Origin of the sequence: Streptomyces monomycini (assembly GCF_022271435.1) — a bacterium.
GTDB lineage: Bacteria > Actinomycetota > Actinomycetes > Streptomycetales > Streptomycetaceae > Streptomyces > Streptomyces monomycini.
In genome coordinates, this window is record NZ_JAFIQY010000029.1 from 81,339 (window position 1) to 105,790 (window position 24,452).

Annotated in this window: 23 protein-coding genes; 11 read left to right on the forward strand and 12 right to left on the reverse strand. The window is 71.6% G+C overall.

All coding sequences use genetic code 11. From position 1 onward, the window contains the following. The first annotated feature begins 1 nt into the window (after position 1). Together JXZ78_RS27420 and JXZ78_RS27425 are read left to right on the forward strand one after the other, a co-directional pair. Positions 2 to 451, forward strand: a complete 450-nt coding sequence (locus JXZ78_RS27420; RefSeq protein ID WP_050502011.1) for a MarR family winged helix-turn-helix transcriptional regulator — start codon at positions 2 to 4, stop codon at positions 449 to 451. Between the two features lie 133 nt (positions 452 to 584). Then, positions 585 to 1,142, forward strand: coding sequence for a Uma2 family endonuclease (locus JXZ78_RS27425; protein ID WP_030017586.1), 558 nt, complete (start codon positions 585 to 587; stop codon positions 1,140 to 1,142). A 17-nt stretch (positions 1,143 to 1,159) separates the two neighbouring features. Here the strand turns inward: JXZ78_RS27425 and JXZ78_RS41170 are convergent, their stop codons facing one another. Further along, positions 1,160 to 1,663, reverse strand: a complete 504-nt coding sequence (locus JXZ78_RS41170; protein ID WP_372498451.1) for a GntR family transcriptional regulator — start codon at positions 1,661 to 1,663, stop codon at positions 1,160 to 1,162. 440 nt (positions 1,664 to 2,103) lie between these two features. Between JXZ78_RS41170 and JXZ78_RS27440 the strand changes: the two genes are divergently transcribed. Further along, complete coding sequence (locus tag JXZ78_RS27440) at positions 2,104 to 2,448, forward strand: hypothetical protein (protein ID WP_030017584.1); 345 nt, start codon at positions 2,104 to 2,106, stop codon at positions 2,446 to 2,448. A gap of 36 nt (positions 2,449 to 2,484) precedes the next feature. On the opposite strand, the gene JXZ78_RS27445 is transcribed toward JXZ78_RS27440, so the two are convergent. The 3 genes from JXZ78_RS27445 to JXZ78_RS27455 all read right to left on the reverse strand — a co-directional run bounded on the left by JXZ78_RS27445 (position 2,485) and on the right by JXZ78_RS27455 (position 4,779). Then, the gene (locus JXZ78_RS27445; RefSeq protein ID WP_030017583.1) at positions 2,485 to 2,703 is read right to left on the reverse strand and encodes a hypothetical protein; all 219 of its coding nucleotides are present in this window, start codon (positions 2,701 to 2,703) and stop codon (positions 2,485 to 2,487) included. 133 nt (positions 2,704 to 2,836) lie between these two features. Next, a complete protein-coding gene (locus JXZ78_RS27450) occupies positions 2,837 to 3,190 on the reverse strand; it encodes a RidA family protein (protein ID WP_050502010.1) in 354 nt (117 codons plus the stop codon). A 77-nt stretch (positions 3,191 to 3,267) separates the two neighbouring features. After that, positions 3,268 to 4,779, reverse strand: a complete 1,512-nt coding sequence (locus JXZ78_RS27455; RefSeq protein ID WP_030017581.1) for a monooxygenase — start codon at positions 4,777 to 4,779, stop codon at positions 3,268 to 3,270. Between the two features lie 63 nt (positions 4,780 to 4,842). Between JXZ78_RS27455 and JXZ78_RS27460 the strand changes: the two genes are divergently transcribed. Continuing rightward, entirely contained in the window at positions 4,843 to 5,541 is a 699-nt protein-coding gene (locus JXZ78_RS27460) for a TetR/AcrR family transcriptional regulator (protein WP_030017580.1), read from the forward strand. A 17-nt stretch (positions 5,542 to 5,558) separates the two neighbouring features. Here the strand turns inward: JXZ78_RS27460 and tgmC (JXZ78_RS27465) are convergent, their stop codons facing one another. Beyond that, complete coding sequence (gene tgmC, locus JXZ78_RS27465) at positions 5,559 to 6,686, reverse strand: ATP-grasp peptide maturase system methyltransferase (RefSeq protein WP_030017579.1); 1,128 nt, start codon at positions 6,684 to 6,686, stop codon at positions 5,559 to 5,561. Positions 6,687 to 7,233: 547 nt separating this feature from the next. On the opposite strand from tgmC (JXZ78_RS27465), the gene JXZ78_RS27470 reads away from it, so the two are divergent. From JXZ78_RS27470 to JXZ78_RS27495, 6 genes are all read left to right on the forward strand, one after another. After that, on the forward strand, positions 7,234 to 7,449 hold the full coding sequence (locus JXZ78_RS27470) for a putative ATP-grasp-modified RiPP (protein WP_050502009.1): 216 nt from the start codon (positions 7,234 to 7,236) through the stop codon (positions 7,447 to 7,449). Positions 7,450 to 7,508: 59 nt separating this feature from the next. Further along, a complete protein-coding gene (tgmB, locus tag JXZ78_RS27475; RefSeq protein ID WP_238783416.1) occupies positions 7,509 to 8,414 on the forward strand; it encodes an ATP-grasp ribosomal peptide maturase in 906 nt (301 codons plus the stop codon). Further along, entirely contained in the window at positions 8,411 to 9,550 is a 1,140-nt protein-coding gene (gene tgmC, locus JXZ78_RS27480; protein WP_030017575.1) for an ATP-grasp peptide maturase system methyltransferase, read from the forward strand. Before tgmB ends, tgmC (JXZ78_RS27480) begins: the two co-directional genes overlap by 4 nt. A 233-nt stretch (positions 9,551 to 9,783) precedes the next feature. Further along, positions 9,784 to 10,257: a MarR family winged helix-turn-helix transcriptional regulator gene (locus JXZ78_RS27485; protein WP_030017574.1), complete on the forward strand. Its 474-nt coding sequence runs from the start codon at positions 9,784 to 9,786 to the stop codon at positions 10,255 to 10,257. A gap of 89 nt (positions 10,258 to 10,346) precedes the next feature. Beyond that, complete coding sequence (locus JXZ78_RS27490) at positions 10,347 to 12,848, forward strand: MFS transporter (protein WP_483027170.1); 2,502 nt, start codon at positions 10,347 to 10,349, stop codon at positions 12,846 to 12,848. Positions 12,849 to 13,059: 211 nt separating this feature from the next. Continuing rightward, positions 13,060 to 13,917: a YceI family protein gene (locus JXZ78_RS27495; protein WP_030017572.1), complete on the forward strand. Its 858-nt coding sequence runs from the start codon at positions 13,060 to 13,062 to the stop codon at positions 13,915 to 13,917. 99 nt (positions 13,918 to 14,016) lie between these two features. Here the strand turns inward: JXZ78_RS27495 and JXZ78_RS27500 are convergent, their stop codons facing one another. The 7 genes from JXZ78_RS27500 to JXZ78_RS27530 all read right to left on the reverse strand — a co-directional run bounded on the left by JXZ78_RS27500 (position 14,017) and on the right by JXZ78_RS27530 (position 23,633). Further along, a complete protein-coding gene (locus JXZ78_RS27500) occupies positions 14,017 to 14,253 on the reverse strand; it encodes a chaplin (RefSeq protein ID WP_030017571.1) in 237 nt (78 codons plus the stop codon). A 185-nt stretch (positions 14,254 to 14,438) separates the two neighbouring features. Then, on the reverse strand, positions 14,439 to 15,377 hold the full coding sequence (locus tag JXZ78_RS27505; protein WP_078623936.1) for a TetR/AcrR family transcriptional regulator: 939 nt from the start codon (positions 15,375 to 15,377) through the stop codon (positions 14,439 to 14,441). Between the two features lie 43 nt (positions 15,378 to 15,420). Continuing rightward, positions 15,421 to 17,001 (reverse strand): MFS transporter, encoded by a 1,581-nt coding sequence (locus tag JXZ78_RS27510; RefSeq protein WP_030017568.1) that lies wholly within the window; start codon positions 16,999 to 17,001, stop codon positions 15,421 to 15,423. 115 nt (positions 17,002 to 17,116) lie between these two features. Beyond that, positions 17,117 to 19,408 (reverse strand): ArnT family glycosyltransferase, encoded by a 2,292-nt coding sequence (locus JXZ78_RS27515; protein ID WP_238783412.1) that lies wholly within the window; start codon positions 19,406 to 19,408, stop codon positions 17,117 to 17,119. After that, complete coding sequence (locus JXZ78_RS27520; RefSeq protein WP_238783413.1) at positions 19,405 to 20,898, reverse strand: bifunctional glycosyltransferase family 2/GtrA family protein; 1,494 nt, start codon at positions 20,896 to 20,898, stop codon at positions 19,405 to 19,407. Before JXZ78_RS27520 ends, JXZ78_RS27515 begins: the two co-directional genes overlap by 4 nt. Before the next feature lie 26 nt (positions 20,899 to 20,924). After that, positions 20,925 to 22,658 carry a sensor histidine kinase gene (locus JXZ78_RS27525; RefSeq protein ID WP_033037112.1) on the reverse strand — a complete coding sequence of 578 codons (1,734 nt, stop codon included), beginning with the start codon at positions 22,656 to 22,658 and terminating at the stop codon, positions 20,925 to 20,927. 225 nt (positions 22,659 to 22,883) lie between these two features. Beyond that, positions 22,884 to 23,633, reverse strand: a complete 750-nt coding sequence (locus JXZ78_RS27530; RefSeq protein WP_030018050.1) for a response regulator transcription factor — start codon at positions 23,631 to 23,633, stop codon at positions 22,884 to 22,886. 269 nt (positions 23,634 to 23,902) lie between these two features. Between JXZ78_RS27530 and JXZ78_RS27535 the strand changes: the two genes are divergently transcribed. Further along, positions 23,903 to 24,452: NADPH-dependent FMN reductase (locus JXZ78_RS27535; RefSeq protein ID WP_275128260.1), on the forward strand; the 550-nt coding region annotated here is incomplete at its 3' end.

Below are 24,452 nucleotides of genomic sequence, written 5' to 3' on the forward strand. Positions count from 1 at the left end.
GGTGAGCAAGGCGCCGGAGAGTGCCCTGTCGACCGTCATGATGGTGATCGCCACCGGACGGCGTCTCCAGGAGCAGCTGGAAACGCGGCTCACCGGCGTCGGCCTGTCGATGCGGCTTTTCGGGGCGCTCGGGCACATCTCCCGCGACCCCGACCTCTCGTACAGCGACCTGGCCCGCCGCGCGGGCGTGACGAGCCAGAGCATGCGCGCCACGGTCCTCATGCTGGAGGAACTGGGTGCGGTGGAACGCAACCTGCGCGGCCAGGGACACCGCGCGCGCCTGGAGCTGACGGACAAGGGCCGCGCGCTGCTCGCTCAGGCGCGGGGCATCCTGTCCGAGCTGGACGAGGAGTTCCTGAAGGCCGCGGGGCAGGACCAGAAGGCGGCCCTGGACGCCGCCTGCGAGCGCGCGCTGGCCCCTGGGGGCCCGTTTCCCTTCCGGGCCGAATAGCCCGCGCCCCTGGCTCAGCCCCGGTGCCGTACGAACACGGCCGGGTGACAGCCCGCCTTCGGCATACCTTACGGGCGGGTGGCGGCGTTGAATGAACACGTGGCCACCCGCCGTTCTCCGGGAGGATGTGCACATGAGCATCGAGTCGGGCGACTACAGCAGCGGCATCAATCCAGAGCATGCCCTGAAGTACGCGATCCAGCATCTTCGCGGCGACCGGGTCCAGATCATTGAGGGAGTCATCGAGCCGGTGTCGCCAACCTGGGACCACGAATCCACCGCCGACATCCTCCGTGAACAGATTCGCGCCCGCGCCCGCGAACTCGGTTGCATGATCGGCTCCGGCAACCTCGACCTGCCCGGTTCCCCCAACTGGTACGTACCCGATCTCGCCGTCGTCCCAGCCGCCGCAGCCAAGGGCGCCGGCGCACTCCTTCCCGACCAGACACTGCTGGTCGTGGAGGTCACGTCGGATTCCAACGCCGACACCGACCGCGTCGTCAAGCGCCGCCGCTACGCCGAATACGGTGCGCCCCTGTACCTGCTCGTAGACCGCCGGCAGCGCGCCCTCACCCTGTTCGCCGAGCCCGGCCACCTCGGGTACACCCGCATCACCGGCCCGCTGCCGTACGGCACCCCGCTGCATCTCCCGGACCCGTTCAGCCTGGACCTGGACACCAGCGGCTGGTGAAGCGCGGACGCGTCCGATCAAGCTTCGCCTGAACCCTCGCCGGGCTCCGTCGGCAGATGCGGCGATACGAACGACCCCATGCCGGGCATGGTGGTGATCAGCCCTTCTTCCCGGAGGGCGGCGGTGACCTTGCGTACGGTCACGCGCGCGACGCCGAACTCCTGCTCCATCTTGACCTCGGAGATCAGATGACGGGGCGGATATTCGCCACTGGTGATGCGCGACCGCAGCACGTCGGCGATCTTCTCCCATTTCGAGCGCGGACGCGCTGTCCGCGACTCGTTCCCGGCCTCCGCCTGCCGTGAGACGTACGACCCGAGTCCAGGCTCGGTGGTGATCAGCCCCTCCGCCCGCAGCCCACGGTGCACTTTGTGGGCGGTGACACCTGCGATGCCGAACTCCTCCTCAAGCTGGAGGACCGAGGGGACGCGTTCCCCTGGCGCGTACGTACCGTCGGCGATGCGCGCGCGGATCACGTCGGCGACCTGGTGCCAGCGGGGCCGGTCAGGGGCAAAATCCATCACTCGAACACGCTAAGCAAGCTATGCCATGCCTGGCGATATGCCCCGTTCGAGGGAATGTATAGATTCCCCAGACACATCCATAGAACGCGCATCTAGGCTTCGTGTCCTGAAGCCCCGGCGAGTGCTAGCCCACCCCCGGGGCGTGGCCAACGCTGCGCAAGGAGCGCCGACATGCGTCACCGTATTCGTCGACTGGCGGCACGGATGGGGAAACTCATCTCACCGCCGTCCATCACGCCCTTCACCACCTCTCACGCGCCCTCGCGCCCCTCCCCCACCGCAAGGCCGCGAGCCGCCTCCCACCCGCTCGACACCCCCCTGAACACCGACACCTCCCCCCTCGTACGCCCCTACCTGACCGCCTACGAAGTACGGGACCACGAACAACAAACCCGACGCTTCGCGCGCCTCCGCGCAATGCACGGGGAGTTCGCCGTATGAGCGCGGCAGAGGGGCCTGTACCGGGCATGCGCCTGCTGCCCTGGTCGCAGGAGGGCGGGAAGCAGTGTCTGCTGTCGACCGACGGTGACGGCTACGTGGCGCGGTTCGCGGACGACATGGAGGCAGCGCAGCTCGACATGGGTACGGAGCTGCTCGATCACGCCGGGGCGATGCTGGGCGAACCCGACGCGTCCGCCAGTGAACTGCGCTTCCTCGCCAATCGGTTGGCCGAGGCGCTGCATGACGCGTTGCGGGTCGCCGACAGCCGAGGCCGGCGGATTCCCGGCCTGGGCGGTGCGAGCGGAAAGGGGGGCGTCGGCCGCTTGGCCGCGGCCGAGTGAGGGGACGTCAGGCCGACGTGGCCGGAGGGCGGCCGGTCAGCTCAGCGCGAGCCACGCGGCGCCGACGACGACCGCGATCGCGACGATCACGCCGACGATGACGCCGATGCGGGGGCCGCCGGACGACTGCTGCTGGGCCGCTGCCCGGCGGCCGCCGGGCTCGGGGGCGCCCTCGTCCACGAAGGCGCGGAACATCTGCGTGCTGCCGGCCGGGTCGGGCTGGCCGTTGGCCGGGTTCTGCTGGTAGTTCGCCATAGGCCAGGACCCTAGCGAACCCGGCATGTACGGCACACCCCTGGGCCTCGTGCGTCACAGCACAGTTGCCCGCCGATCCGCTCCACCGGCTCCACCGGCTCCACCAACTCCACCGGCCTCGGGTCCATCGGCCCTACCGTGTGCGCAATGCCGCCACCACGTCGACTTCCAGCAGGTACTCAGGTGCGAAGAGGGCGGCGACGCCCACCAGTGTGCTCGCCGGCGCCTCCGTGGTGCCCGCGCGCAGCGGGCCGAAGATGTCAGGGAGCAAGGCGGGGGTGTAGTCCACCACGTAGACGGTTTCCTTGATGATGTCGTCCCGGGTGGCGCCGACCGCCGCGAGGGCCGATTCCAGGTTGCGGGCTATCTGGGCGGCCTGTGCCGCGTGATCGCCGGGTCCGAAGGGCCGTCCGTCGGCGTCCCGGGCGACCTGGCCCGACAGGTGGGCCAGCCGTACGCCTTCGGTGACGACGACTTGGCTGATCAAGGGTGTCGGGGTGGGTACGGCGGGGGGATTGAGGCGTCGTGGAGGCGTGCCGGCGCCGCCCTCCCGGGGCCCGGGGTTCACGACGGCGTGCCCGCCCAGGCCGTGAGCGCCTCGTGCCGTTCGGCCCGGCGGGCGCGGGCGTCGGCGGTACGGGTGGCCCAGGCCACGTGGCCGTCGGGGCGTACGAGGATCTCGGTCACGCCGTCCAGGTCGGGGTGGGTGTCCCGAGTGGTGACGGCGACGGGGGTGACGCGCGTACCCCAGCCCGCGGTGACCGTCTCCCCGAGCTCCGGAGCGTCGCCCGCGAGGTCGAGGTGCACGTACCGGCCAGCCGGGAGGAGTTCGTACACCCGTACCGCCTCCGACCCGGCGGCGGTCAGGCCGATGTCCGGCATCCGGCGGCCCACCAGCGGGTCGGCTCCGGGAGTGGTCGGCGGGTAGGCCGTCCCGATGGCGGAGACCCTGGCGGCGAGGGTGCGGTTGACCTGGGGCATGCCGAGGAGTTCGTCGAAGAGGGTGCGGAGGGCCGTGGCGGGGCGCTGATACTGCGGTACGAGGGTCAGTTCGGCCAGCAGGGTCTGGATCTCGGTGTTCTCGGTGACCATCTGCCCGACGGGGCGGCGTTCCGTGTCGTAGCTGTCCAGGAGGCCGGGCGGGGCCCAGCCGTTGATCTCGGCGGCCAGTTTCCAGCCGAGGTTCATGGCGTCCTGGAGGCCGGTGTTGAGGCCCTGGCCCGCCGCGGGGAAGTGGATGTGGGCGGCGTCGCCCGCCAGGAGGACGCGCCCGGCGCGGTAGCTCTCGGCGAGGCGGGTGGCGTTGCCGAAGCGGGAGAGCCAGCGGGGTTCGGCGACGCCGCAGTCGGAGCCGCAGAGCCGGGTCAGGGATTCGCGGAACTCCTCCAGGCTCACGGGTTCGCCGGCCGGCACGCGCATGCGTTCCGGGTCGATGTAGACGAGCCGGACGATGCCGTCCTCCATCGGGGCGACCAGCACGCCTCGCGCGCGGGCGGCGTCGAGGGCGGCGGGGTCGGTGACCGCGAAGTCGCCGAGTACGCCGGTCAGGGACTCGTCCGTACCCGGGAAGGCGATGCCCGCGGCCTGCCGTACGACGCTGCGTCCGCCATCGCAGCCGACGACGTAACGGGCCCGTATCGTCGCGACGCTGCCGTCCCGGCCGCGCACCTTGACCTCGGCCCCGTCGCCGTCCTGGCTCAGCCCGTCGACTTCGTACCCCCGCTCGATCACCACACCAAGCTCCCTGGCGCGCTCCGCCAGCAGCGCCTCGGTGTGCGCCTGGGCGAGGAACAGCGTGTAGCCGTGCCGGGAGTCCAGTACGGAGAAGTCGAGGTGGGTGGGGAGCTGGGCGAAGTGCCAGCCGGGCACGGGCCGGCCGAGCGGGAGGAAGCGGTCGAGCAGTCCGCGCTGGTCCATCAGCTCCACGCTGCGCGGGTGCAGGCTCAGGGCCCGCGAGTCGCGCTGCGGTGCGGTACGGCGCTCGAAGACACGGGTGCGTACGCCGGCCAGCGCCAGTTCGCAGGCGAGCAGCAGGCCGGTCGGTCCTGCGCCCACGACAGCCACATCAACGTTCATCGGAGACACCTCTCTATTTAATGAACAGTGTTCACGTGAACAACGTTCACTATAGTGAGGCCCATGAGCTCTCCGTCAAGCCCGGCCCGCGGCCGCCCCGCCCGACTCGACCGCGCCCGTACCCTGCAAACGGCACTCGACCTGCTCGATCAGTCGGGCCTCGACGCACTGACCATGCGCCGGCTCGCCGACGCGATGGGCGTACAAGCGGGCGCCCTGTACCGCTATTTCGCGACCAAGCAGGATCTGCTCACCGCCATGGCGGAGCGGATGATGGAGGGCGCCGCCGAGGCCGCCGCCACCACATCAGCGGCCACTGCGGACGGCGGCGACTGGAGCGAGCGGCTGACCGCCCTAGCCCGCGCCGCGCGCAGCGCCCTGCTCGCCCACCGCGACGGCGCGCGCGTCTTCGCCGGTACGCATGCGACCGGCGAGAGCGTCCTCGGCTTCGCCGACGCGTTCGTGGGAGTCCTGCGCAAGGCGGGTTTCGGCGACGACGCGGCGGCCCGGGCGCTCTACACGGTCGTCAACTACACCGTGGGCCACACCCTGGAGGAACAGGCGGCCCTCCAGGCGCAGGACGGCGACCAAGAGGGCGCGGGAGCACTGCGCGACGCGGTATCCGTCGGGACGTACCCCCACCTCAGCGCCACCCTGCCCGCCCTGACCAGCACAGACTTCACCGGGCTCTTCGAATTCGGCCTCGACCTGATCGTCGGGGGGCTGCGGGCACGGCACGCGCCGCCGCCGACAGGGAAATGATCACGCAGACCGGCCGCTCACCTCGCCGGCCAAGTGATGCGCTGCCCGCCCGGCCCGACCGTGATGCCGAACCGCTCCAGGGGCGGCGAACCGTCGGCCCGCCAGCGCTGTACGTGCTCCTCCACGGCGTCCCACAACCGCGCCGGGCCTCCCTGGCGTACCAGCGAACGGCCCCCGTCCGGGCGGAGGGCCGCCCATGCCCCGTCCGCGACATCCAGCAGAACCTGCTCGGCACTGCCGTCCTCACGCTTCAAGGTGAAGTGCTGAGCGCGAGGCACCGCAAGCTGGGCGACGAACCGCGCGGTCCAGTCGTCCAGCACCTCGCGTGCGGCCAGGCGGGTGGGGTTCTCGTCGGAGCCGTCCAGGTCGGGCAGACAGCCGAGCGGGGGCGGCTGGTGCGTGCGGGCGAGCATGAAGGAGATCCCGCCGCCGAGGAAGCGGCCGCGCGCAACACCCTCACCGACGGTGAGGCAGGCCAATTCGGAGGCGTACAGCCAGCCGGACACGGTGGCCAGGATCCGGCCGCCCGGGCGGGTCTGCTCGACCCAGTCGCCGGGCACCTCCAGAACTCCGCAGGTGGCGATCGTCCGGTCGTACGGCGCCGAGGGCCCGTACCCGGCCAGGCCGTCCCCGACGACGAGCTCGGGGGCGTATCCGCACGTGCCGAGCGCGACCCGGGCCCGGGTCAGCACATCCGGATCCACCTCGACGGTGGTGACGCGGTCGGCGCCGAGCCGGTGGCACAGCAATGCGGTGGAGTAGCCGGTGCCGGTGCCGACCTCCAGCACCCGGTGGCCGTCGGCGGCCTGGAGTTCTTCGAGCATGCGCAGCACCAGGCCCGGCATGGTGCTGGAGGACGTGGGGGCCCGGCAGATCTCACCCCGGACGTCGGCCGGGACGATGGTGCCGGCCACCTGCGTGACCAGGGAGTCGTCGCGGTAGCAGCGCTCCAGCCAGGTGGTGTCGTCGGGCAGCACCGGCCGCCACCAGGTCGGCGAGGAGCCGGAGACCCGCTCGAAGAAGCCGCCGCGCAGGAACTCGTGCCTCGGCACCGCTTCGGCCGCCGCCCGCCACCGGGCCGTACGGAGATGTCCGGCCTTCGTGAGCCGACGGACCAGATCCGCCCGCAGCTCGTCGTCCTTCACGCTGTGACTCTCCTCTCCAGCAGGCCGGCCATGGCCGCCACCATGGGCAGACCGGTCTCGGGCTCCAGCCAGGCGCCCTCGTGCTGGGAGTCGGGGCGGGCGCCGGGTTGCTCCTGGGCGGTGGCGCTTTGACCGACGGCGTCGGTGACGAGACTCCGGGCGTCAGAGTTCTCGTAAAGAAAGGTGCGGGAGACGCCTGTTCGACAGACGACGACAGCGACAGAGACGAGCGCCTTCTGTCGCCTCGGTCTCCGCGTTCAACCTTCTACCCCCGGTTCCCACCACCCCAACCCCGCGAGCGCCATACCGGGGTGTGACGACCGCATGCGGCCCCAGCGCATGAGCCGTTGAGTGCGTGTGGACGCTCTGTCCGGACGGACGCACCTTCGCCATGCTGTTGTCCGTTGGAGTACGCGGTACCGCTGAGGGCCCGACGCGACGGGCACTACCCGGAGCGCACCCCCTGTGATGCGGTCGCCGGCGTCGTGCATGATCTCGGAGGCACACCTTGAGCGTTCCTGTTCAGGCCCCCTGGGGCCTGTCCCGCATGAAGCCTTACCCCACGTGCGCGACGGCCTTCACTCCCTCTCGCCTGGTGCTGGACGAGAAGACGCAGACCGTGCGGTGGCTGGAGGTGGACGGCATCGAGCTGCCGACGCTGGACCGGCACAAGAGGTCGGAGACGTCCAAGGAGACCAACACCACCACGAGCCTCGACAGCAATCCGGACCAGGGGCACGACCAAGAGGGGGACGAGGATTGACCGGCGGGCAGTTACCGGTCCTCGTCGTCACCCGCCTCGATGACGTGACCGCCGACGTGGTGATCGCTCACCTCAACCGGCGAAGCGTGCCGGTGGTCCGTATCGACCCAGGAGACTTTCCTGAGACGGTCGCTCTGAGCGCCCGCATGGGCGGGAAGGGAGTCGGTGGGCGCCTGCGTACCGCGTCCCGGACGACGGACCTAGGGCAGGTGCGGTCGGTGTACTGGCGTCGGCCTCGCCCGTACACCGCCGCCGGGGGCTTGGACGAGCAGGTCCGTACCTGGTGCGTCACCCAGGCCCGCTACGGGCTGGGCGGTGTCCTGGCGGCCCTGCCTGGCGCCCACTACGTCAACCACCCGTGGCGCAACCGCGACGCCGAGTACAAGCCGGTCCAGCTCACCACCGCGCTCCAGTGCGGCCTGGTCATTCCGCCCACCCTCATCACCAACGAGCCGGCCGAGGCACAAAAGTTCGCCCGCGAGTACGGCCCGGTGATCTACAAGCCGCTGCGCCACACCGACTTCACCGGACCCGACGACCGCCCGCTGACCGTCTGGGTGGAGAACGTAGCCGCCGACGAGCTGCACGATGGCGTGTCCCACACCGCACACCTGTTCCAGCAGCGCATCGACTCCGTCGCCGACCTACGCCTGACCGTCATCGGGGAGCGCATGTTCGCCGTGCGCATCGGTGGTGCCCCGGGGAAGGACTGGCGCCGCCACTACGACGAGCTGATCTACACCCTCATCGACACCCCGCCCGAACTCGTCACGGGCGTGCGCGCCTACATGGACGCCTTCGGCCTGGTCTTCGGCGCCTTCGACTTCGGCCTCGACTCCGACGAGCGGCCGTGGATGTACGAATGCAACCCGAACGGCCAGTGGGCGTTCTGCGGCGACACCATCACCGAACGGATCGCCACCGCCCTGGCCGACTACCTCCAGTACGCAGGGGAAGTCCCGTGAACGATCCCGCCGCGCTGCGCCGTGCCCTCGCCGACCAGGTCGCCGCCGCGAGCCCGCCACCTGATCCGGTCTGGATCGCGGCGCTTGCCGCAGTGCCCCGCGAACGGTTCATGGGTCCCTCCGTCTACCGACCCGCCCCGTCCGGCTGGGAACCCGTCCACCGTGCCCATCTCGGCGAAGAAGAGTGGCTGCGCATGGTCTTCACCGACCAGACCTGGGTGACGCAGGTCGATGGCGTGGACGCGGCCGACGCTCCGGGCCCGGTGACGGGCATCCCCACCTCTTCCGGCACCCGGCCCACTCTGGTCGTACGCACCCTGCACGCCGCCGGGCTGCGCTCCGGCGACAAGGTGCTGGAGATCGGCACAGGCACCGGCTACTCCACCGCACTCCTGTGCCACCGCCTGGGCCATGACCACGTCGTCAGCGTCGAGTACGACACCGGCGTCGCCCGCCGCGCCGCCACGCGTCTGCACACGGCCGGCTACGCACCCACCCTCATCCAGGGCGACGGACTGCGCGGGCATCAGGAAGCCGCCGAATACGACGCCGTTGTGGCCACTTGCTCCGTTCGCACCATCCCTCGCTCCTGGATTTTTCAGATCACCGACACCGGGAGCATCACCTGCACCCTCAGCGGCTGGATGCTCGCCTCCGCCATGATCCGGCTCACCCTCGATGAGAACGGGGACGCCCACGGCCGCTTCCTGGCCGGCGGCGACTCCGTCTCGTACATGCTCGCCCGACCCCACGAACGCCCACCACGCCCCACCCTCTACCGCCACCCCGGCGACACCCGGCCCGCCCGCCTCGACCCCAGCTTTCTCGCCGATCCCACGGGCCGCTTCGTCGCCCAGCTCGGCGCCCCCTCCGCCGAGCTGGTCATCACCGGCGACAGCTACGTCCTGATCGACGTCGCCACCGGCTCACAAGCTTGGACCGAAGGCGGGGGCGCGGACACAACGGTGCATCAGCGCGGCCCCCTGCGCCTGTGGGACCAAGTCGAGGACGCCGTCCTGACCTGGCAGAAGGAAGGTGCTCCGGAGACCACTGCGTTCGGCATGACGGCCGCTCCCGAAGAGCAGTACGTGTGGCTCGGGAGCCCTGACGGTCCACGCTGGTTCCTGCCTGTGTAGACCGTGGTGGGAGAGATCAACGAGTGGCCGTGGAGGTCACGGGCCATTGCCCCCGTCATTCCCCCAAGGCCCCACTGACCTGCACCTTTACACCCCCACCCCACCCCCTTGACCATCGATCTTGCCAACCTTTTAGGTTCCTTTACCTCCCCCGCCCCAGAATCGTTTGCCTTCAGCAACCAAGTGGTTCTACGGTTGCTCAAGGCAACAAAAGAAGAAGTGCGGAGGTGCCCATGGCCGCTCAGAGTCAGTACGAGGAGCTGGCCCGGCAGCTCAGTGCCATCGGTGCCGTCAAGCGTGAGATGGGGCGGATTCTGCCGCCCGACTGCCCGCCCGCCTCGGCCGGTGTGCTCACCCTGCTCGACCGGTACGGCGAGATGCGGATGAGCAAGCTGGCGGAGCTGCTCGCGATCGACATGTCGGTCACGAGCCGGCACGTGGCCCACGCCGCCGAGCGCGGCTGGATCGAGCGCGAGCCCGACCCGCTGGACAAGCGGTCGCGGCTGCTGCGGCTGACACCGAGCGGCCGGACGCTCCTCGCGGAGCTCTCCGAGCGCTACACAGCATCACTCGCCCGGTACCTGGACGACTGGTCCGACAGCGACGTCGGCCGTCTCAACGAATTGCTCGCCAGGCTCCGTACGAGCTTCGGCGACTGCCGGACCCGGGCGCATCACGAACCCACCACCCGCACACCCGCGGAATGAAAAGGAACTACATGGCTACGACCACACCATCCGGTGTGCGGGGCGGCCACGCCAAGCACGGGGGCCACCCGGCTCCCGACGGGGCGCCCATGTCGCACCGTCAGATCATGGAGGCGATATCCGGGCTGCTGCTCGGCATGTTCGTCGCCATCCTGTCCTCGACGATCGTCTCCAACGCGCTGCCCGAGATCATCCACGACCTCAAGGGCGGCCAGAGCGCCTACACCTGGGTCGTCACGGCGTCGCTGCTGGCGATGACCGCGACCACCCCGCTGTGGGGCAAGCTGTCCGACCTGTTCAGCAAGAAGCTGCTGGTCCAGGTCGCGCTGGTGATCTACGTGGCGGGCTCGGTGGTGGCCGGTCTGTCGCAGAACTCCGGCATGCTGATCGCCTGCCGTGTCGTCCAGGGCATCGGCGTGGGCGGTCTGTCCGCGCTGGCCCAGATCGTCATGGCCGCGATGATCTCCCCGCGCGAGCGCGGCCGTTACAGCGGCTACATCGGCGCCACCTTCGCGGTCGCCACCGTCGGCGGACCGCTGCTCGGCGGCGTCATCACCGACACCAGCTGGATGGGCTGGCGCTGGTGCTTCTACGTCGGCGTGCCGTTCGCGATCATCGCTCTGATCGTCCTCCAGAAGACCCTGAAGCTCCCCGTGGTCAAGCGGGACGTCAAGGTCGACTGGGCGGGTGCCTTCTTCATCAGCGCGGCGGTCTCGCTGCTGCTGGTCTGGGTGACCCTGGCGGGCGACAAGTACGACTGGATCTCCGGCCAGACCTTCGCCATGGTCGGCGGCGCGATCGTGCTCGGCGCGATCTTCGTGTTCGTCGAGTCCCGGGCGAGCGAGCCGATCATCCCGCTGCGGCTGTTCCGCAACAAGACGATCACCCTGGCCTCGCTGGCCTCGCTGTTCGTCGGTATCGCGATGTTCTCCGGCACCGTCTTCTTCAGCCAGTACTTCCAGCTGGCGCGCGGTGAGTCGCCGACCATGTCCGGGATCATGACGATCCCGATGATCGGTGGTCTGTTCATCTCCTCGACCGTCTCCGGTCAGATCATCACCAAGACCGGTCGCTGGAAGGCCTGGCTGGTCTCCGGTGGCGTGCTGGTGACCGCGGGCCTCGGCCTGCTGGGCACCATCCGGTACGACACCGAGTACTGGCACATCGCGATCTTCATGGCGCTGATGGGCCTCGGCATCGGCATGATGATGCAGAACCTGGTCCTGTGCACGCAGAACCAGGTCGCCCCGAAGGACCTCGGCTCCGCCTCCTCCGTCGTGACCTTCTTCCGTTCCCTCGGTGGTGCGGTCGGCGTCTCGGCGCTCGGTGCGGTGCTCGCCAACCGCGTCACGCACTACGTGAAGGACGGCGTCCAGGAGCTCGGCCCGCAGGCCGCGGCGAAGTTCGCCCAGGGCGGCGGCGGTGGCGGCGGCGGCATCCCGGACCTGGACGCCCTTCCGGCCCCGTTCCGGACGATCATGGAGAGCGCCTACGGGCACGGCGTCGGCGACGTCTTCCTGTACGCGGCTCCGTGCGCGCTGCTCGCCTTCCTGCTGACGCTGTTCATCAAGGAGGTCGCGCTGAAGACCCAGGGCGGTCTGGCGCAGTCCGGCGAGTCCGAGGCGGCACCGGCCGGTGCCCCCGCCGCTGCCGGTGCGGCCGCCGCCGCGGCGCCGCAGCCGGAGCCCGCCCTCGTGGGCGCCGGTGCCCCGGTGGCCCAGGACGACGGCCAGGCACCCTCCTGGGCGCAGCAGCCGTCCGCGACGGCCACCACCCAGCCGCTGGCGGCGTACGCCTCGGCGGGCGGCGGTGACGAGGTCCCGGCCGGTCCGGCGATCCACGGCTCGGTCCGCAACGCGGAGGGCCACCCGGTCACCAACTCCGCGGTCACGCTGATCTCGCTCAGCGGCAGCCAGCTGGGCCGCTCGGTGGTCCAGGCCAACGGCTCGTACGTGCTGAACGCCCCCGGCGCCGGTTCGTACGTGCTGATCGCGGCGGCCGACGGCCACCAGCCGCAGGCGTCCACGGTCGTCGTCGGCGAGCAGGCCCTGGCCTACGACATCCTGCTCAGCGGCACCAGCGGCCTCGGCGGCCAGGTCCGCAGCGCGGTCACCGGCGAGCCGGTGACGGACGCGATGGTCGTGGTCACCGACGTACGCGGCGAGGTGCTGGCCACCGGCAAGACCGCGCCGGAGGGGTACTTCTCCTTCGACGAGCTGGCTCCCGGCACGTACACCATCGCCGTCAACGCGGCCGACTTCCGGCCGACGGCGCTGCCGGTCGAGGTCGGCGGGCAGGGCACCACCCGGATGGAGATCGAGCTGCTGTCCGGCGCCCGGGTGCAGGGCGTCGTACGGGCCGGAGCCGACCGGCGTCCGCTGCCGGACGCGCGGGTCACGCTCGTGGACGCGGCGGGCAACGTCGTGGCCACCTCCACCACCGGTGAGGACGGCGCGTACGCCTTCACCGACCTGGACGCGGGCGACTACACGGTCATCGCGAGCGGCTACCCGCCGGTCGCCAACGGCCTGACGGTCGACGCGCGCGGGGTCGACGGCTACGACGTCGAGCTCGCCCACCCCGGCGAGTGATTCCGGGCCCGGGGGCCGGCCGTACGGCGGCGGGCCCCCGGGAGCCCCGGTTCACCCCGGGGCGCACGAACCCCGGCCCGCTGTCCTTTTGAGCGGAGAGGCAGCACGGGCCGGACCCCAGGGCTCCGGCGGCGGTACGCGCACAGGCAGGGGACGGCCTGCGTGCCGCCGCCCGGAGCCCGACATGTGAGAGGCAAGAACGGGAGTGGGAATGACTTCGACGGGCGCGGCAGCGGGAGCGGCCAACGGCGCGGGCGTACGCGCACAGGTCCGTACACGGGACGGCTGGGCGGTGCAGCACGCGGTGCTGACCGTCACCGACATGACCGGCACCCAGGTGCTGCGCGCGGCGGCCGACCAGGACGGTGCGGTACGGGACGCACAGCCGCTGGCCCCCGGCCCGTACACGGTGATCGTGACGGCCGTCGGCTACGCGCCGGTCGCCTCCAGCGCGATCGTGACGGCGAGCGGCCGGATGGACGTCGGCAACGTGACGCTGGCGCGCCAGGGCGGGGCGGAGCTGCCGCCGCCCGGCGCCTGGACCATCGACCCGATGCACTCGACGGTCGCGGCGACCGCCCAGCACCTGGGCATCACCAGTGTGCACGGCCGCTTCCTGGACTTCGCGGGCCGCATCGAGATCGCCGAGGACCTGCACACGTCGTCGGTCCGGGCGGTCATCAAGACGGCGTCGATCGACACCGGCAACGGGATGCGCGACGGGCACCTGCGGACCGGGGACTTCCTCGACGTCGAGCAGTACCCCGAGATGACCTACGTCAGCACCGGCCTGGAGCCGGCCGGCCCGGACCGCTGGACCGTGCACGGCGACCTGTCGCTGCGCGGCGTGGTGCGCCCGGTGGACCTGGACCTGAGCTACCTCGGTACCGGACCCGACCCGTGGGGCGGCGTGCGGGCGGCCTTCAACGCCACCGCCGAGCTGCGCCGCGAGGACTTCAAGATGAACTACAACCAGGTCGTCGCCGCCGGTATCGCGGCGATCGGCACGACCCTCCGGGTCGAGCTGGACATCCAGGCCGTACAGGGCGAGACCCTGCCCGCGGCCTGACGACCCGCGGCCCCACCCCCCGACCGACCGGGGCCGCACGCGACGGTGCCCCGCCCTTTGCATCGCAAGGGGCGGGGCACCGTCGTGCAGGGGGTTCCGTCAGTTGGTCTTGCACTTGTTGCCCGTGGCGGGGTTGAGCAGTCCGATGACGTCGATGGTGTTGCCGCACAGGTTCAGTCCGAGGTCGATCGGTACCTGGATGGCGTTGCCCGACAGGATGCCGGGCGAGTTGGCGACCTTGGCCCCCGCACCTGCGTCGGCGACGGCGGTACCGACGCTGCCGAGGACGGCGGCGACGGTCAGGACACCCGCGCTGATGGCAGTACGAACGCGCATGTGGAGCTCCTTACGCTGCGCTGAGAAATGATCAGATAAGAGGTAGACACGGCGCGGTGGTCGAAAACCGCCGCGCCCGTCGATGCCCACGTTCGGCGGGCCCTCTTCATCCGTTCGGACGCGCGGGGAGCACGGGTCGGGGCGGGGGGTGGTAGGGGCGCCGCGGGGCGGCGCCACCGGTCCGGTTACGGGGTTGTGGCGGCCGGGTCCGTACCGGGGTCGGAGCCGGGGGTGCCCATGATGCCCGTGTCGGAGCCGGGGATGCCCGTGTCGCAGCCGGGGTTGTCGGCGTCGGAGCCGGGGTGACCCGTGTCGGAGCCGGGGCCGTCCGTACCGGAGCTCTCCGCCGCGGCCGCCGCCCGCTGCCGCTCCCGCATCGCCTCGATGCCCGCGATCTGGAGGTCGAGGGCGAAGGCGAAGTCGTCGTCCAGCATCTGCTCGATGGTCATCCCCTCACGGGCGTACGTGGCGTTGACGGACAGGTCCATCGTCTCGGCGAACCGCGGACGGTCCCGCACCGCTTCCACGACCCGGTGGAAATACTCGTCCAGGGTGGTGCCCTCGGCCCGGCAGCGGGCCCGGTGCTGGCCCTGGATGCTGCAGAAGCCGTAGATGAACTGGAAGACCGCCGCCAGCGCGCCCGACGCCGACTTCTTCGCCAGGCCGCTGCGCGCCATCACCCGCAGCGTCGCGTTGGAGAACGCCACCGAGCGCGGTCCGAAGTTGAGGTACTCCCCCAAGAGCTTCGGCAGCCACGTGTGGGCGAGCAGCAGCTTGCGGTACTCGAAAGCGAGATGGCGCAGCTGGTCGCGCCAGTCGGCTCCCTCGTCGGACTCGTCGGGCAGGTGCAGCTCGCCCGCCACCGCGTCCATGGCCAGTTCCAGCAGGTCGTCCTTGGTGTCGACGTACCAGTAGACGGACATGGCCGTGACACCCAGTTCGGCGGCGAGACGGCGCATGGAGAACTTCGCCAGGCCCTCGGCGTCCAGCAGCCGGACCGTGGCCGCGACGATCTTGTCGAGGTCCAGTCCGGCCGGCTGGTCCGCCTTCCGTTTCACCGGGGGGCGCTCGGCCAGCCACACGCTCTTCGGCTGCTTCTCGGCGCGGCTCGAAGTCGCTGCCATCTCGCGCCCTCCCTCTCGTTCACGCGGTGGTACGGAGTCGATGCTATTCCGGCCGGGCGGCGGCCGGGCCCGGGCGTACGGGGTCGTCTTCCGGGGCGCTCGGCCCGGGTGCGGCCGGGCCGGGCGCGGGGACACCGCGCTCCGCGCGCCGCAGCAGGAACGCCGCGAGCAGCCCGCCGAGGAAGACGGCGGCCGCGCCCACCAGTTGGCTGGTGCCGATGCCGGAGGCGAACGCGTCGTGGACGGCCGCCCGGTCCGCGTCCGTACGGGCCATGGCCAGCGCGGCCGGCAGCGAACCGGCGCCCAGCGCGACCGCGGGCAGCAGCGCGGCGAAGCGGGAGTTGAGGACCGCGCCGAGGACGGCGACGCCGAGCCCCTGGCCGAACTCCATCAGCGTGCCGTTCACGCCCGCGCCCACCCCGGCCTTCTCGACCGGGATCGACGACATGATGGCGTTGGCCATGGTGGGCATCGCGAACGCCACACCGACGCCCATCAGCAGCAGGCCGAGCAGCATGCCGCCGTAACTGTCGCTGCCGAGGGTCGCGATGGCGGCCAGACCGCCGGCGAGCAGGCTCATGCCGACCACGATCATGCCGGGGGTGCCCAGCTTGGGCAGCAGCTTGACGCCCAGGCCGGTGAAGTTCAGCGCGACGACCATCAGGGCCAGCGGCGCCATCCGCAGCCCGGCCTCCAGCGGCCCGTAGCCGAGGACGAGTTGCAGGTGCTGGGTGAGCAGGAACATCGACCCGCCCAGGCCGAACGCCACCAGGATGCCGCCGGACACCGCGCCGATGAACCGGCTGTTGCGGAAGAAGTGCATGTCCAGCATCGGGTTCGGGATGCGCAGCTCCCAGAGCGCGAAGACGGCGAGGCCCACGACGCCGACCGCGGCGGAGATCAGCACCCGGCCGGAGAGCCAGCCGCTCCCGGGCCCGGAGATGATCGCGAAGACCACGCCCACCATGCCGACCATGGACAGCAGAGCGCCGACCAGGTCGGGGCGCTCCCCGTTGGAGCTCTTCGACTCGGGGACGAGCCGCAGCACGGCGACGAAACCGATCAGCGCGACCGGGATGTTGATCAGGAACAGCGAGCCCCACCAGTAGTGGGCCAGCAGCGTGCCTCCGATCAGCGGCCCGGCGGCGAACCCGAGCGAGTTCACCGAGCTCCAGATGCCGATGGCCTTCGGGCGCTCGGCGTCGTCGAATATCTGCATGACGACGGCGAGCGTGGTCGTCATCAGCAGCGCGCCGCCGACACCCATCGCGGCACGGGCCGCGATCAGTTGTCCGGGCGACTGGGCGAGGGAGGCGGCGAGCGAGGCGACGCCGAACAGCACCAGGCCGAGGGCGAGCATCTTCTTGCGGCCGTACCGGTCGGCGGCGTTGCCGGCGGTGAGCAGCAGGCCGGACTGGACCAGGGAGTACGCGTTGAGCATCCACTGGACGTCGGCGGTGGTCGCGCCCATCTCCTCGGTGAGCGAGGGGACCGCGACGTTCAGGACGGTGTTGTCGAGCAGGACGGTCAGCTGCGCGAGGCAGATGACGGCGAGGATGAGCCAGCGGGTGGGATTGCGGGCCGGACTCAAGGGTGGGGTGGCTCCGGAGGCCACGGAGGACATACAGGCTCCCTGTACGGAGTGATCGAGCGGATCAGCGGGACATCTACACCGTACAGGGAGCGCTATACGCCGTACATCTCTTTATCGGCGGAGCGACTGGGCGTCCTTGACTACATCACGAGACGGGTTTCGTCAGGTCGTACAGCGTCGTACCTCCGACGGTCACCTTCTTGAAGTTCTTCTCGACCCAGCTCGTGATGTCGGACGAGGTGGACTTCTGGGCACCGTTCGGGCCGAAGAAGCCGCCGCCCGCGCCGCCGCCGACGAAGTAGTGGATCTTGCCCTGGCGTACGTACTCCTTGAACTGTGCGAGCGTGGGTGAGGGGTCGCTGCCGTTGAAGCCGCCGATGGGCATGACCGGCAGCCGGGTGGCGAGCTGGTAGCTGGCGGCGTTCTGGGAACCGATGGCGGCGGCGGCCCAGGTGTAGTCGGCGGCGTTCTCCTGGAGGGCGGCCTTGGCTTTGGGGCTGACCTGCTGGCCGTTGAGGAGTCCGCCGAGGGTGTTGTGGGGGCCGCCGTTGGGGGTGGCGGGGCGGTTGGGGCCTCCCGGGCCGGCGGGCCGGCCCTGGCTCTGACCCTGGCCCCCCTGGCTTCCCTTGCCTCCCTGGCCTCCCTGGCCTCCCTGGCTCCCCTGGCCTCCCTGGCCTCCCTGACTTCCCTTGCCTCCCTTGCCGTCCGGCCCGGGCCCGCCGACGATGATCATCCCGCCGTGCCGGCCCCCGGCGCCCTCGACCTTCGGGCCCGCGGTCACGATCGACCCGGTGTGCGGGGTGCCGACCGTGTTCGCCGCGTACGCCACCGGCCCGCCCAGCCCGGCGGCGACGCCCAGCCCGGCGGCCACCACGGCCAGCCGCCGGCCCATCCGTACGGACAGCAGCAGCCCCAGCGCCGCCACCGCGCCGACCGCCACCACCGACCAGCGCAGCCACGGCAGCCACTGCGGCGAGCGGTCCAGCAGGACGTACGCCCAGGCCGCCGTCACCGCGACCGTGCCCGCCAGCACCAGCACGGCGGCGGTGCGGTCCCGCCGCCGCCACAGCAGCGTCGCGCCCATGGCGACCAGTGCCGCGATGTACGGCGCCAACGCGATGTTGTAGTACTGGTGGAAGATCCCGGACATGAAGCTGAACGTCGCGAACGTGATCAGCAGCGCGCCGCCCCACACCAGGAACGCCGCGCGCGCGGCATCGGTCCGCCCGGCCCGCCGCAGTATCACCAGCCCCGCGACCAGCAGGACCGCGGCGGCGGGCAGCAGCCAGGCGATCTGGCCGCCCATGTCGGAGGCGAAGAGCCGGGTGAAGCCGGTGTCGCCCCAGCTTGCCCCGCCGCCTCCGCCGCCGCCTGGGCGGCCGCCGCCGACACTGCCCGCCTCGTTGCCGTTCAGGCGCCCGAGCCCGTTGTAGCCGAAGGTCAGCTCCAGGAAACTGTTGCTCTGCGAGCCGCCGATGTACGGACGTGAGCCCGCCGGCCACAGCTCGACGATCGCGACCCACCAGCCGCCGGAGACGACCATCGCCAGCCCGCCGAGGAGGAGTTGACCGAACCGGCGGCGGAGGCGCGTGGGCGCGCACACCACGTACACGAGCGCCAGCGGCGGCAGGATCAGCCACGCCTGAAGTGTTTTGGTCAGGAAGGCGAAGCCGAAGCAGACGCCCGCCAGCAGCAGCCACTTCGTACGGGCGTCCTCTAGCGCGCGCAGCACGCAGTACACGGCGCAGACCATCAGCAGGCACAGCAGCGCGTCGGGATTGTTGAAGCGGAACATCAGCGCGGCGACCGGCGTCAGGGCCAGCAGCGCCCCCGCGAACAGCCCGGCGCCCACCCCGAAGCGGCGCCGTACGGCCGCGTACAGCACGCCGACCGTGGCGACGCCCATCAGCGCCTCCGGCACCAGGACGGACCACGAGCTGAGCCCGAAGAGCCGTACGGACAGGGCCATCGGCCACAGGGCGGCCGGGGGCTTGTCGACGGTGATGGAGTTGGCGGCGTCGGAGGACCCGAAGAAGAGCGCCTTCCAGCTCGCGGAACCGGCCTGGGCGGCCGCCGAGTAGAACTGGTTCGCGTAACCGGACGCGCCGAGGTCCCAGAGGAAGAGCGCGGCGGATGCCAGGAGCAGCGCGGCGAGGGCGGGGCGGGCCCAGCGGGGGGAGGCGGGGGGCGGGGCGGCCTCTTGGGCGGCCTCCTGAACGGCCTCCTGGGTGGCCCCCTGGGTGACCTCCTGGGGGGATTCGGACGGCTCGGGCGCCTCGGACGGCTCGGATGGCTCAGGCGGCTCGGCCCGCTCAGGTGACTCGGCCTGCTCAGGCGGCTCGCCTTCCTGGGCGTGGGGACCGGGCGGCTCGGCTTCCTGGGCGTGGGGGCCGGGCGGATCGGCCGGTTCCGTGAGGCGGGGGTGGTGCGTGGTCATCGGGGGCTCCTGCCGGGGTGGTGCGGGGCGGGGATGGGGTGCTGGTCGTCCGGGGCGGGGGCGGGGTGATTCCGTACGGGGGCGGGGCGGGCCGGTACGGGGGTCGGGTCTTCTCGTACGAGGGTGGGGTGTTCCCGTACGGCGGCGGGGCGGTCCGGTACGGCGGTGTGGCGCTCCTGTACGGCAGCCCCGCCGTTCCGCTCCGGCTCCCGCCCCCGTGCCCGCTCCCGGCCCTGGTCCCGCTCCCGGTCCGTGAAGACCCACGCCCGGAAGAGCAGGAACCGCAGCAGCGTCGCCGCGAGGTTGGCGGCGACCAGCACCGCCATCTCGGTGCCGTGCGCGGGGTCGCCCGTCGCGGCGTCCAGCGCGGCCAGCGATCCGCTGGTCAGGGCCAGTCCGATGCCGAAGACGACGAGCCCCTGGGCCTGGTGGCGTACGGCGCGCTCGCGGCCCCGTACGCCGAAGGTCAGCCGGCGGTTCGCCGCCGTGTTGCCGACGGCCGACAGCAGCAGGGCCGCGGCGTTGGCCGTCTGTGGCCCGACGCCGAGCCGGAAGAGGGAGTAGAGGCCGAGGTAGAGGAGGGTGCTCAGGGCTCCGACCACACAGAAGCCCATGATCTGGCGGGCCAGTCCGCGCGGTACGCCGGTCAGTTCGCGGTCGCGCGGGTCGTCGCCGAAGGGGCGCGCGAGCCGGTCCAGCGGCAGCGCACCGGTCGCCAGCGCGCGCCCCACGCGCCAGACGCCCTTGAGGTCCTCGGTGGCCGTCCGCGCGATGTGCACGGTGCTGTGCGGGTCGTCCACCCAGTCCACCGGGACCTCGTGGATGCGCAGGCCGGCGCGTTCGGCGAGCACCAGCATCTCGGTGTCGAAGAACCATCCGCTGTCCTCGACCATGGGCAGCAGCCGCTCGGCGACGTCGCCCCGTACGGCCTTGAACCCGCACTGCGCGTCGGAGAAGCGGGCGGCCAGCGAGCCGCGCAGGATGAGGTTGTAGGAGCGGGAGATGAACTCCCGCTTGGGGCCGCGCACCACCCGCGAACTCCGCGCCAGGCGCGAGCCGATCGCCAGGTCGGAGTGGCCCGAGATGAGCGGGGCGACCAGCGGCAGCAGCGCATTCAGGTCGGTGGACAGGTCGACGTCCATGTAGGCGAGCACCGGGGCGTCGGAGAGGGACCAGACCGTGCGCAGTGCCCGGCCGCGGCCCTTCTCCTCCAGGCGTACGGCCGTCACCTCGTCGATCGCCTCGTCCAGCGACGCGGAGATCTCGGGCGTACGGTCCGTGCTCGCGTTGTCCGCGACGGTGATGCGGAAGCCGTAGGGGAAGGTACGGGAGAGGTGGTCGTGGAGCCGGCGGACGCACGGCTCCAGGTCGGACTCCTCGTTGTAGACGGGGATCACGACATCGAGCACCGTGTCGATCTGGCCGAGGCGCAGATGCTCACGGGGCGGCAGGGAACCCAGGGGGGTGTGGGCCGGCTGTGTCGTCGTCATGGCATCGACACTTCCGGAGCGCGCTGTCACCCTTGTGTGGTGCCGCTGTGCCCGGGCTGTGAATGGGCGTATTCAAGGGGCGTATGGGAACCCTGAGGGGCGCGTGCGGTGTCGCGCGCCGGTCCGCCGGCGGGCAGCCGGACCCGGAAGACGGTCCGTCCGGGGGCGCTCTCCACCCCGACCGTGCCGCCGTGCGCCGCGACCACGGCCTCCACGATCGCCAGCCCCAGGCCCGTACTGCCGCTGTTACGGGCGCCTGCGTTCTTCGTACCGCCCGCACTCTCCGTACCGGCTGCACTCTTCGTACCGCCCGCACCGCCCGTACCTTCCAGGCCGTCCAGGCCGCCTGCGCCTCCTGCGCCTCCTGCGCCACGCGAGTCACCTGAGCCGTGCGAGTCCCGCAAGCCACCTGAGTCACCGGTTCCGCCGCTGCCGCCGCTGTCGCCGCTGCCGCCGCCCGTACGGGAACGGGAAGCGTCCCCCCGGGCGAACCGCTCGAAGACATGCGGCAGCAGCTCGGGCGGCACACCGGGGCCGTCGTCCCGCACCTCCAGCCGGACGAAGTGCCCCGCCCCCGGCATCGGCATCTCGCGCCGCAGGCAGGCGACGACCGTGGTGCCCTCGGGCGTGTGCGTACGGGCGTTGGCCAGCAGATTGACCAGGACCTGGTGCAGCCGGTCGCCGTCGGCCCGTACGGGCACCGGGTCGGCCGGCAGCTCCAGGCGCCACTTGTGACGGGGGCCGGCGGCGCGGGCGTCGCTGACGGCGTCCACGACGAGCGGCACGAGGTCGGTGCAGTCGTACGACAGCGGGCGCCCGGAATCCAGCCTGGCGAGCAGCAGCAGGTCCTCCACCAGGCCGGTCATCCGCTCCGCCTCGGACTCGATGCGCCCCAGGGCGTGCCGGGTGGCCGGTCCCGGCTCCTCGCGGCCCCGGCGGGTCAGCTCGGCGTAACCGCGTATCGAGGCCAGCGGCGTCCGCAGCTCGTGGCTCGCGTCCGCGACGAATCTGCGGACCCGTGTCTCGCTCTCCTGCCGCGCCGCGAGCGCCGACCCCACGTGCCCGAGCATCCGGTTGAGCGCCGCGCCGACCTGCCCGACCTCCGTACGCGGGTCCGCCTCGGCGGCCGGGACGCGCTCGTGCAACGCCACCTCACCGCGGTGCAGCGGCAGTTCGGAGACGCGGGTGGCGGTGGCGGCGACCCGGCGCAGCGGCCACAGCGCGATACGGACCGTGGCGGCGCCCGCGAGGCCGGCGGCCACCAGGCCCGCGGCGGTCACACAGACCTCCACGACCACCAGCCGCCCGACGACGTCCTGCACCTCCCCGGTCGGCAGCCCGACCAGCGCGGAGTCGTCCGGCGCCGACTCGACACGGTAGTCGCCCAGGTCGGGGAGGGTGACGGTGTGCGGACGCCCGTCCCGCGGCACGGCGGCCAGCGCCTGCTTCTGCTCGTCGGTCAGCGTGATCAGGTTCTGCGCGGGCAGCGGATTGCGCGCGTCGATGCTGCGGGCGGCGGCGGTGACGTCACCCTCGGGGGAGAGGCGCGCCCCGACCGTGCCGATGGGCTGGCCGGGGCCGGCGATGAACCCGAGGTCCCGGTGTCCGGTGAAGTCACCCTGCCGGCCCACGGAGTGCTGGGCCGACTCCCGCAGCTTGCCGTCGAGCTGGTTCTGGAGGTACGAGTGCAGCGCGATGGTGGTGACCGTACCGATCACCGCGCACACCACCGCGATCAGCAGAACCGCCGACACCACCAGCCGGGTCCGCAGACTCCACCGCCGCGGCCGCAACCGGAACTGCCGAGGACGCCGATGCCGGTGCACACGCGGGCCGGTGGCGGACGCCCCGGCACCCGCCCGTACCGCGGTCGCCGAACCAGCGCCCGGAGCCCGCCCGTCAGTCGGCGCACCAGAACCCGCGGCCCGCCCGGCGATCGGCGGACCGGCTGCGCCCCCCGCGGCCCCCGGTGCCCCGGACACCCGCTACCCGCCAGGCTTGATCAAATACCCGGCGCCACGGCGCGTGTGAATCATCGGGGCGCGGCCCGCGTCGATCTTCCGGCGCAGGTACGAGATGTACAGCTCCACGACATTGGCCTGGCCGCCGAAGTCGTAGCTCCACACCCGGTCCAGGATCTGCGTCTTGCTCAGCACCCGGCGCGGGTTGCGCATCAGGTAACGCAGCAGCTCGAACTCGGTCGCCGTCAGGTGGATCTCCTGGCCGCCCCGCCACACGTCGTGGCTCTCCTCGTCGAGCAGCAGGTCGCCCACCGCGAGCAGCGACTCGCTGCGTCCCGCCGCCGCACCCGCCCTGCGCAGCAGACCGCGCAGCCGCGCCACCACCTCCTCCAGGCTGAAGGGCTTGGTCACATAGTCGTCGCCGCCCGCCGTCAGCCCGGCGATCCGGTCCTCGACCGCGTCCTTCGCGGTCAGGAACAGCACCGGCACCTCGGGCAGTTCATGGCGCAGCCGCCCCAGTACGGTCAGGCCGTCCATGTCCGGCAGCATCACGTCGAGCAGCACCGCGTCCGGCCGCCACTCACGTGCCGCCCGCAGCGCGGCCGTGCCGTCACCTTCGGCGCGGATGTCCCAGCCCTCGTAACGCAGCGCCAAGGAGAGCAGTTCGGCGAGCGACGCCTCGTCGTCGACGACCAGCACCCGCACCGGGCTCCCGTCGGGACGCAGCAGCTCAGCACGCTTCTTGGCGGTGGATGTGGACGCTGTCACGGTCATGCTGTCGAGGCTGACCACCCCCTCTGAGAGCCGTCTTGCGCGTATCTGTGAATCTCCTGAGAAACACCCGTCACCACAGCAATGCTTCAGTGGAACCGGACTGGGCCGCCCCCCGCGCGGTCCAGCCGGTCACCACTGGAATCAGCATCGCACCCACCACTGACAATCGCCCTGACCTGCGCTTTCACCCTCCCGAAGGGCCTTCGTCCCCCCGCCCTTCGCCCCCGGCCCCTTCCCTTCACCCCGACGTCAATCCGTACCGTCACCGCATGAAGATCCGCATGAAGATCCTCGCCCTCAACGGCAGCCTGCGCGCCCGCTCCTCCAACGGCGCCGTCCTGCGCTCCGCCCTCGCGCTCACCGACGCCACGTCAGCCACCGCCGACATCGCCGCGCTTCCCCACTTCCACCCCGACCAGGACGCTGAGGGCGCCACTCCGCCCGCCCCGGTGGCCGCCCTGCGCCGCGCCGTGGCGGACGCGGACGCCGTACTGGTCGTCAGCCCGGAGTACGCCCACGGCGTCCCCGGCGTCCTCAAGAACGCCCTCGACTGGCTGGTCAGCAGCGCCGAACTCCTGGGCAAGCCGACCGCGGTACTCACCGCCTCGCCCTCACCGACCGGCGCCGCCTACGCACACGAACAGCTGCGCGAAACCCTCCGCATGATGTCCGCCGACGTGGTCCCGGACGCCTGCCGCGACCTCGCCGCCATCGGCCCGAAGACCGACCCGGCCACCGGAACCGTCACCGACCCCGCCACCCTCCAGGACCTCCGCACAGCCCTGGCAGCACTGACCGCGGCGGCCCCCCCCCCCCCCC

What these genes read in the sequence shown, in the direction of transcription:
- JXZ78_RS27425 (WP_030017586.1), top strand. Translation starts at nt 585, where the DNA reads ATGAGCATCGAGTCGGGCGACTACAGCAGCGGCATCAATCCAGAGCAT.
- JXZ78_RS41170 (WP_372498451.1), bottom strand. Translation starts at nt 1,663, where the DNA reads ATGGATTTTGCCCCTGACCGGCCCCGCTGGCACCAGGTCGCCGACGTG.
- JXZ78_RS27440 (WP_030017584.1), top strand. Translation starts at nt 2,104, where the DNA reads ATGAGCGCGGCAGAGGGGCCTGTACCGGGCATGCGCCTGCTGCCCTGG.
- JXZ78_RS27445 (WP_030017583.1), bottom strand. Translation starts at nt 2,703, where the DNA reads ATGGCGAACTACCAGCAGAACCCGGCCAACGGCCAGCCCGACCCGGCC.
- JXZ78_RS27455 (WP_030017581.1), bottom strand. Translation starts at nt 4,779, where the DNA reads ATGAACGTTGATGTGGCTGTCGTGGGCGCAGGACCGACCGGCCTGCTG.
- JXZ78_RS27460 (WP_030017580.1), top strand. Translation starts at nt 4,843, where the DNA reads ATGAGCTCTCCGTCAAGCCCGGCCCGCGGCCGCCCCGCCCGACTCGAC.
- JXZ78_RS27470 (WP_050502009.1), top strand. Translation starts at nt 7,234, where the DNA reads ATGAAGCCTTACCCCACGTGCGCGACGGCCTTCACTCCCTCTCGCCTG.
- JXZ78_RS27485 (WP_030017574.1), top strand. Translation starts at nt 9,784, where the DNA reads ATGGCCGCTCAGAGTCAGTACGAGGAGCTGGCCCGGCAGCTCAGTGCC.
- JXZ78_RS27490 (WP_483027170.1), top strand. Translation starts at nt 10,347, where the DNA reads ATGTCGCACCGTCAGATCATGGAGGCGATATCCGGGCTGCTGCTCGGC.
- JXZ78_RS27495 (WP_030017572.1), top strand. Translation starts at nt 13,060, where the DNA reads ATGACTTCGACGGGCGCGGCAGCGGGAGCGGCCAACGGCGCGGGCGTA.
- JXZ78_RS27500 (WP_030017571.1), bottom strand. Translation starts at nt 14,253, where the DNA reads ATGCGCGTTCGTACTGCCATCAGCGCGGGTGTCCTGACCGTCGCCGCC.
- JXZ78_RS27505 (WP_078623936.1), bottom strand. Translation starts at nt 15,377, where the DNA reads ATGGCAGCGACTTCGAGCCGCGCCGAGAAGCAGCCGAAGAGCGTGTGG.
- JXZ78_RS27510 (WP_030017568.1), bottom strand. Translation starts at nt 17,001, where the DNA reads ATGTCCTCCGTGGCCTCCGGAGCCACCCCACCCTTGAGTCCGGCCCGC.
- JXZ78_RS27515 (WP_238783412.1), bottom strand. Translation starts at nt 19,408, where the DNA reads ATGACCACGCACCACCCCCGCCTCACGGAACCGGCCGATCCGCCCGGC.
- JXZ78_RS27520 (WP_238783413.1), bottom strand. Translation starts at nt 20,898, where the DNA reads ATGACGACGACACAGCCGGCCCACACCCCCCTGGGTTCCCTGCCGCCC.
- JXZ78_RS27530 (WP_030018050.1), bottom strand. Translation starts at nt 23,633, where the DNA reads ATGACCGTGACAGCGTCCACATCCACCGCCAAGAAGCGTGCTGAGCTG.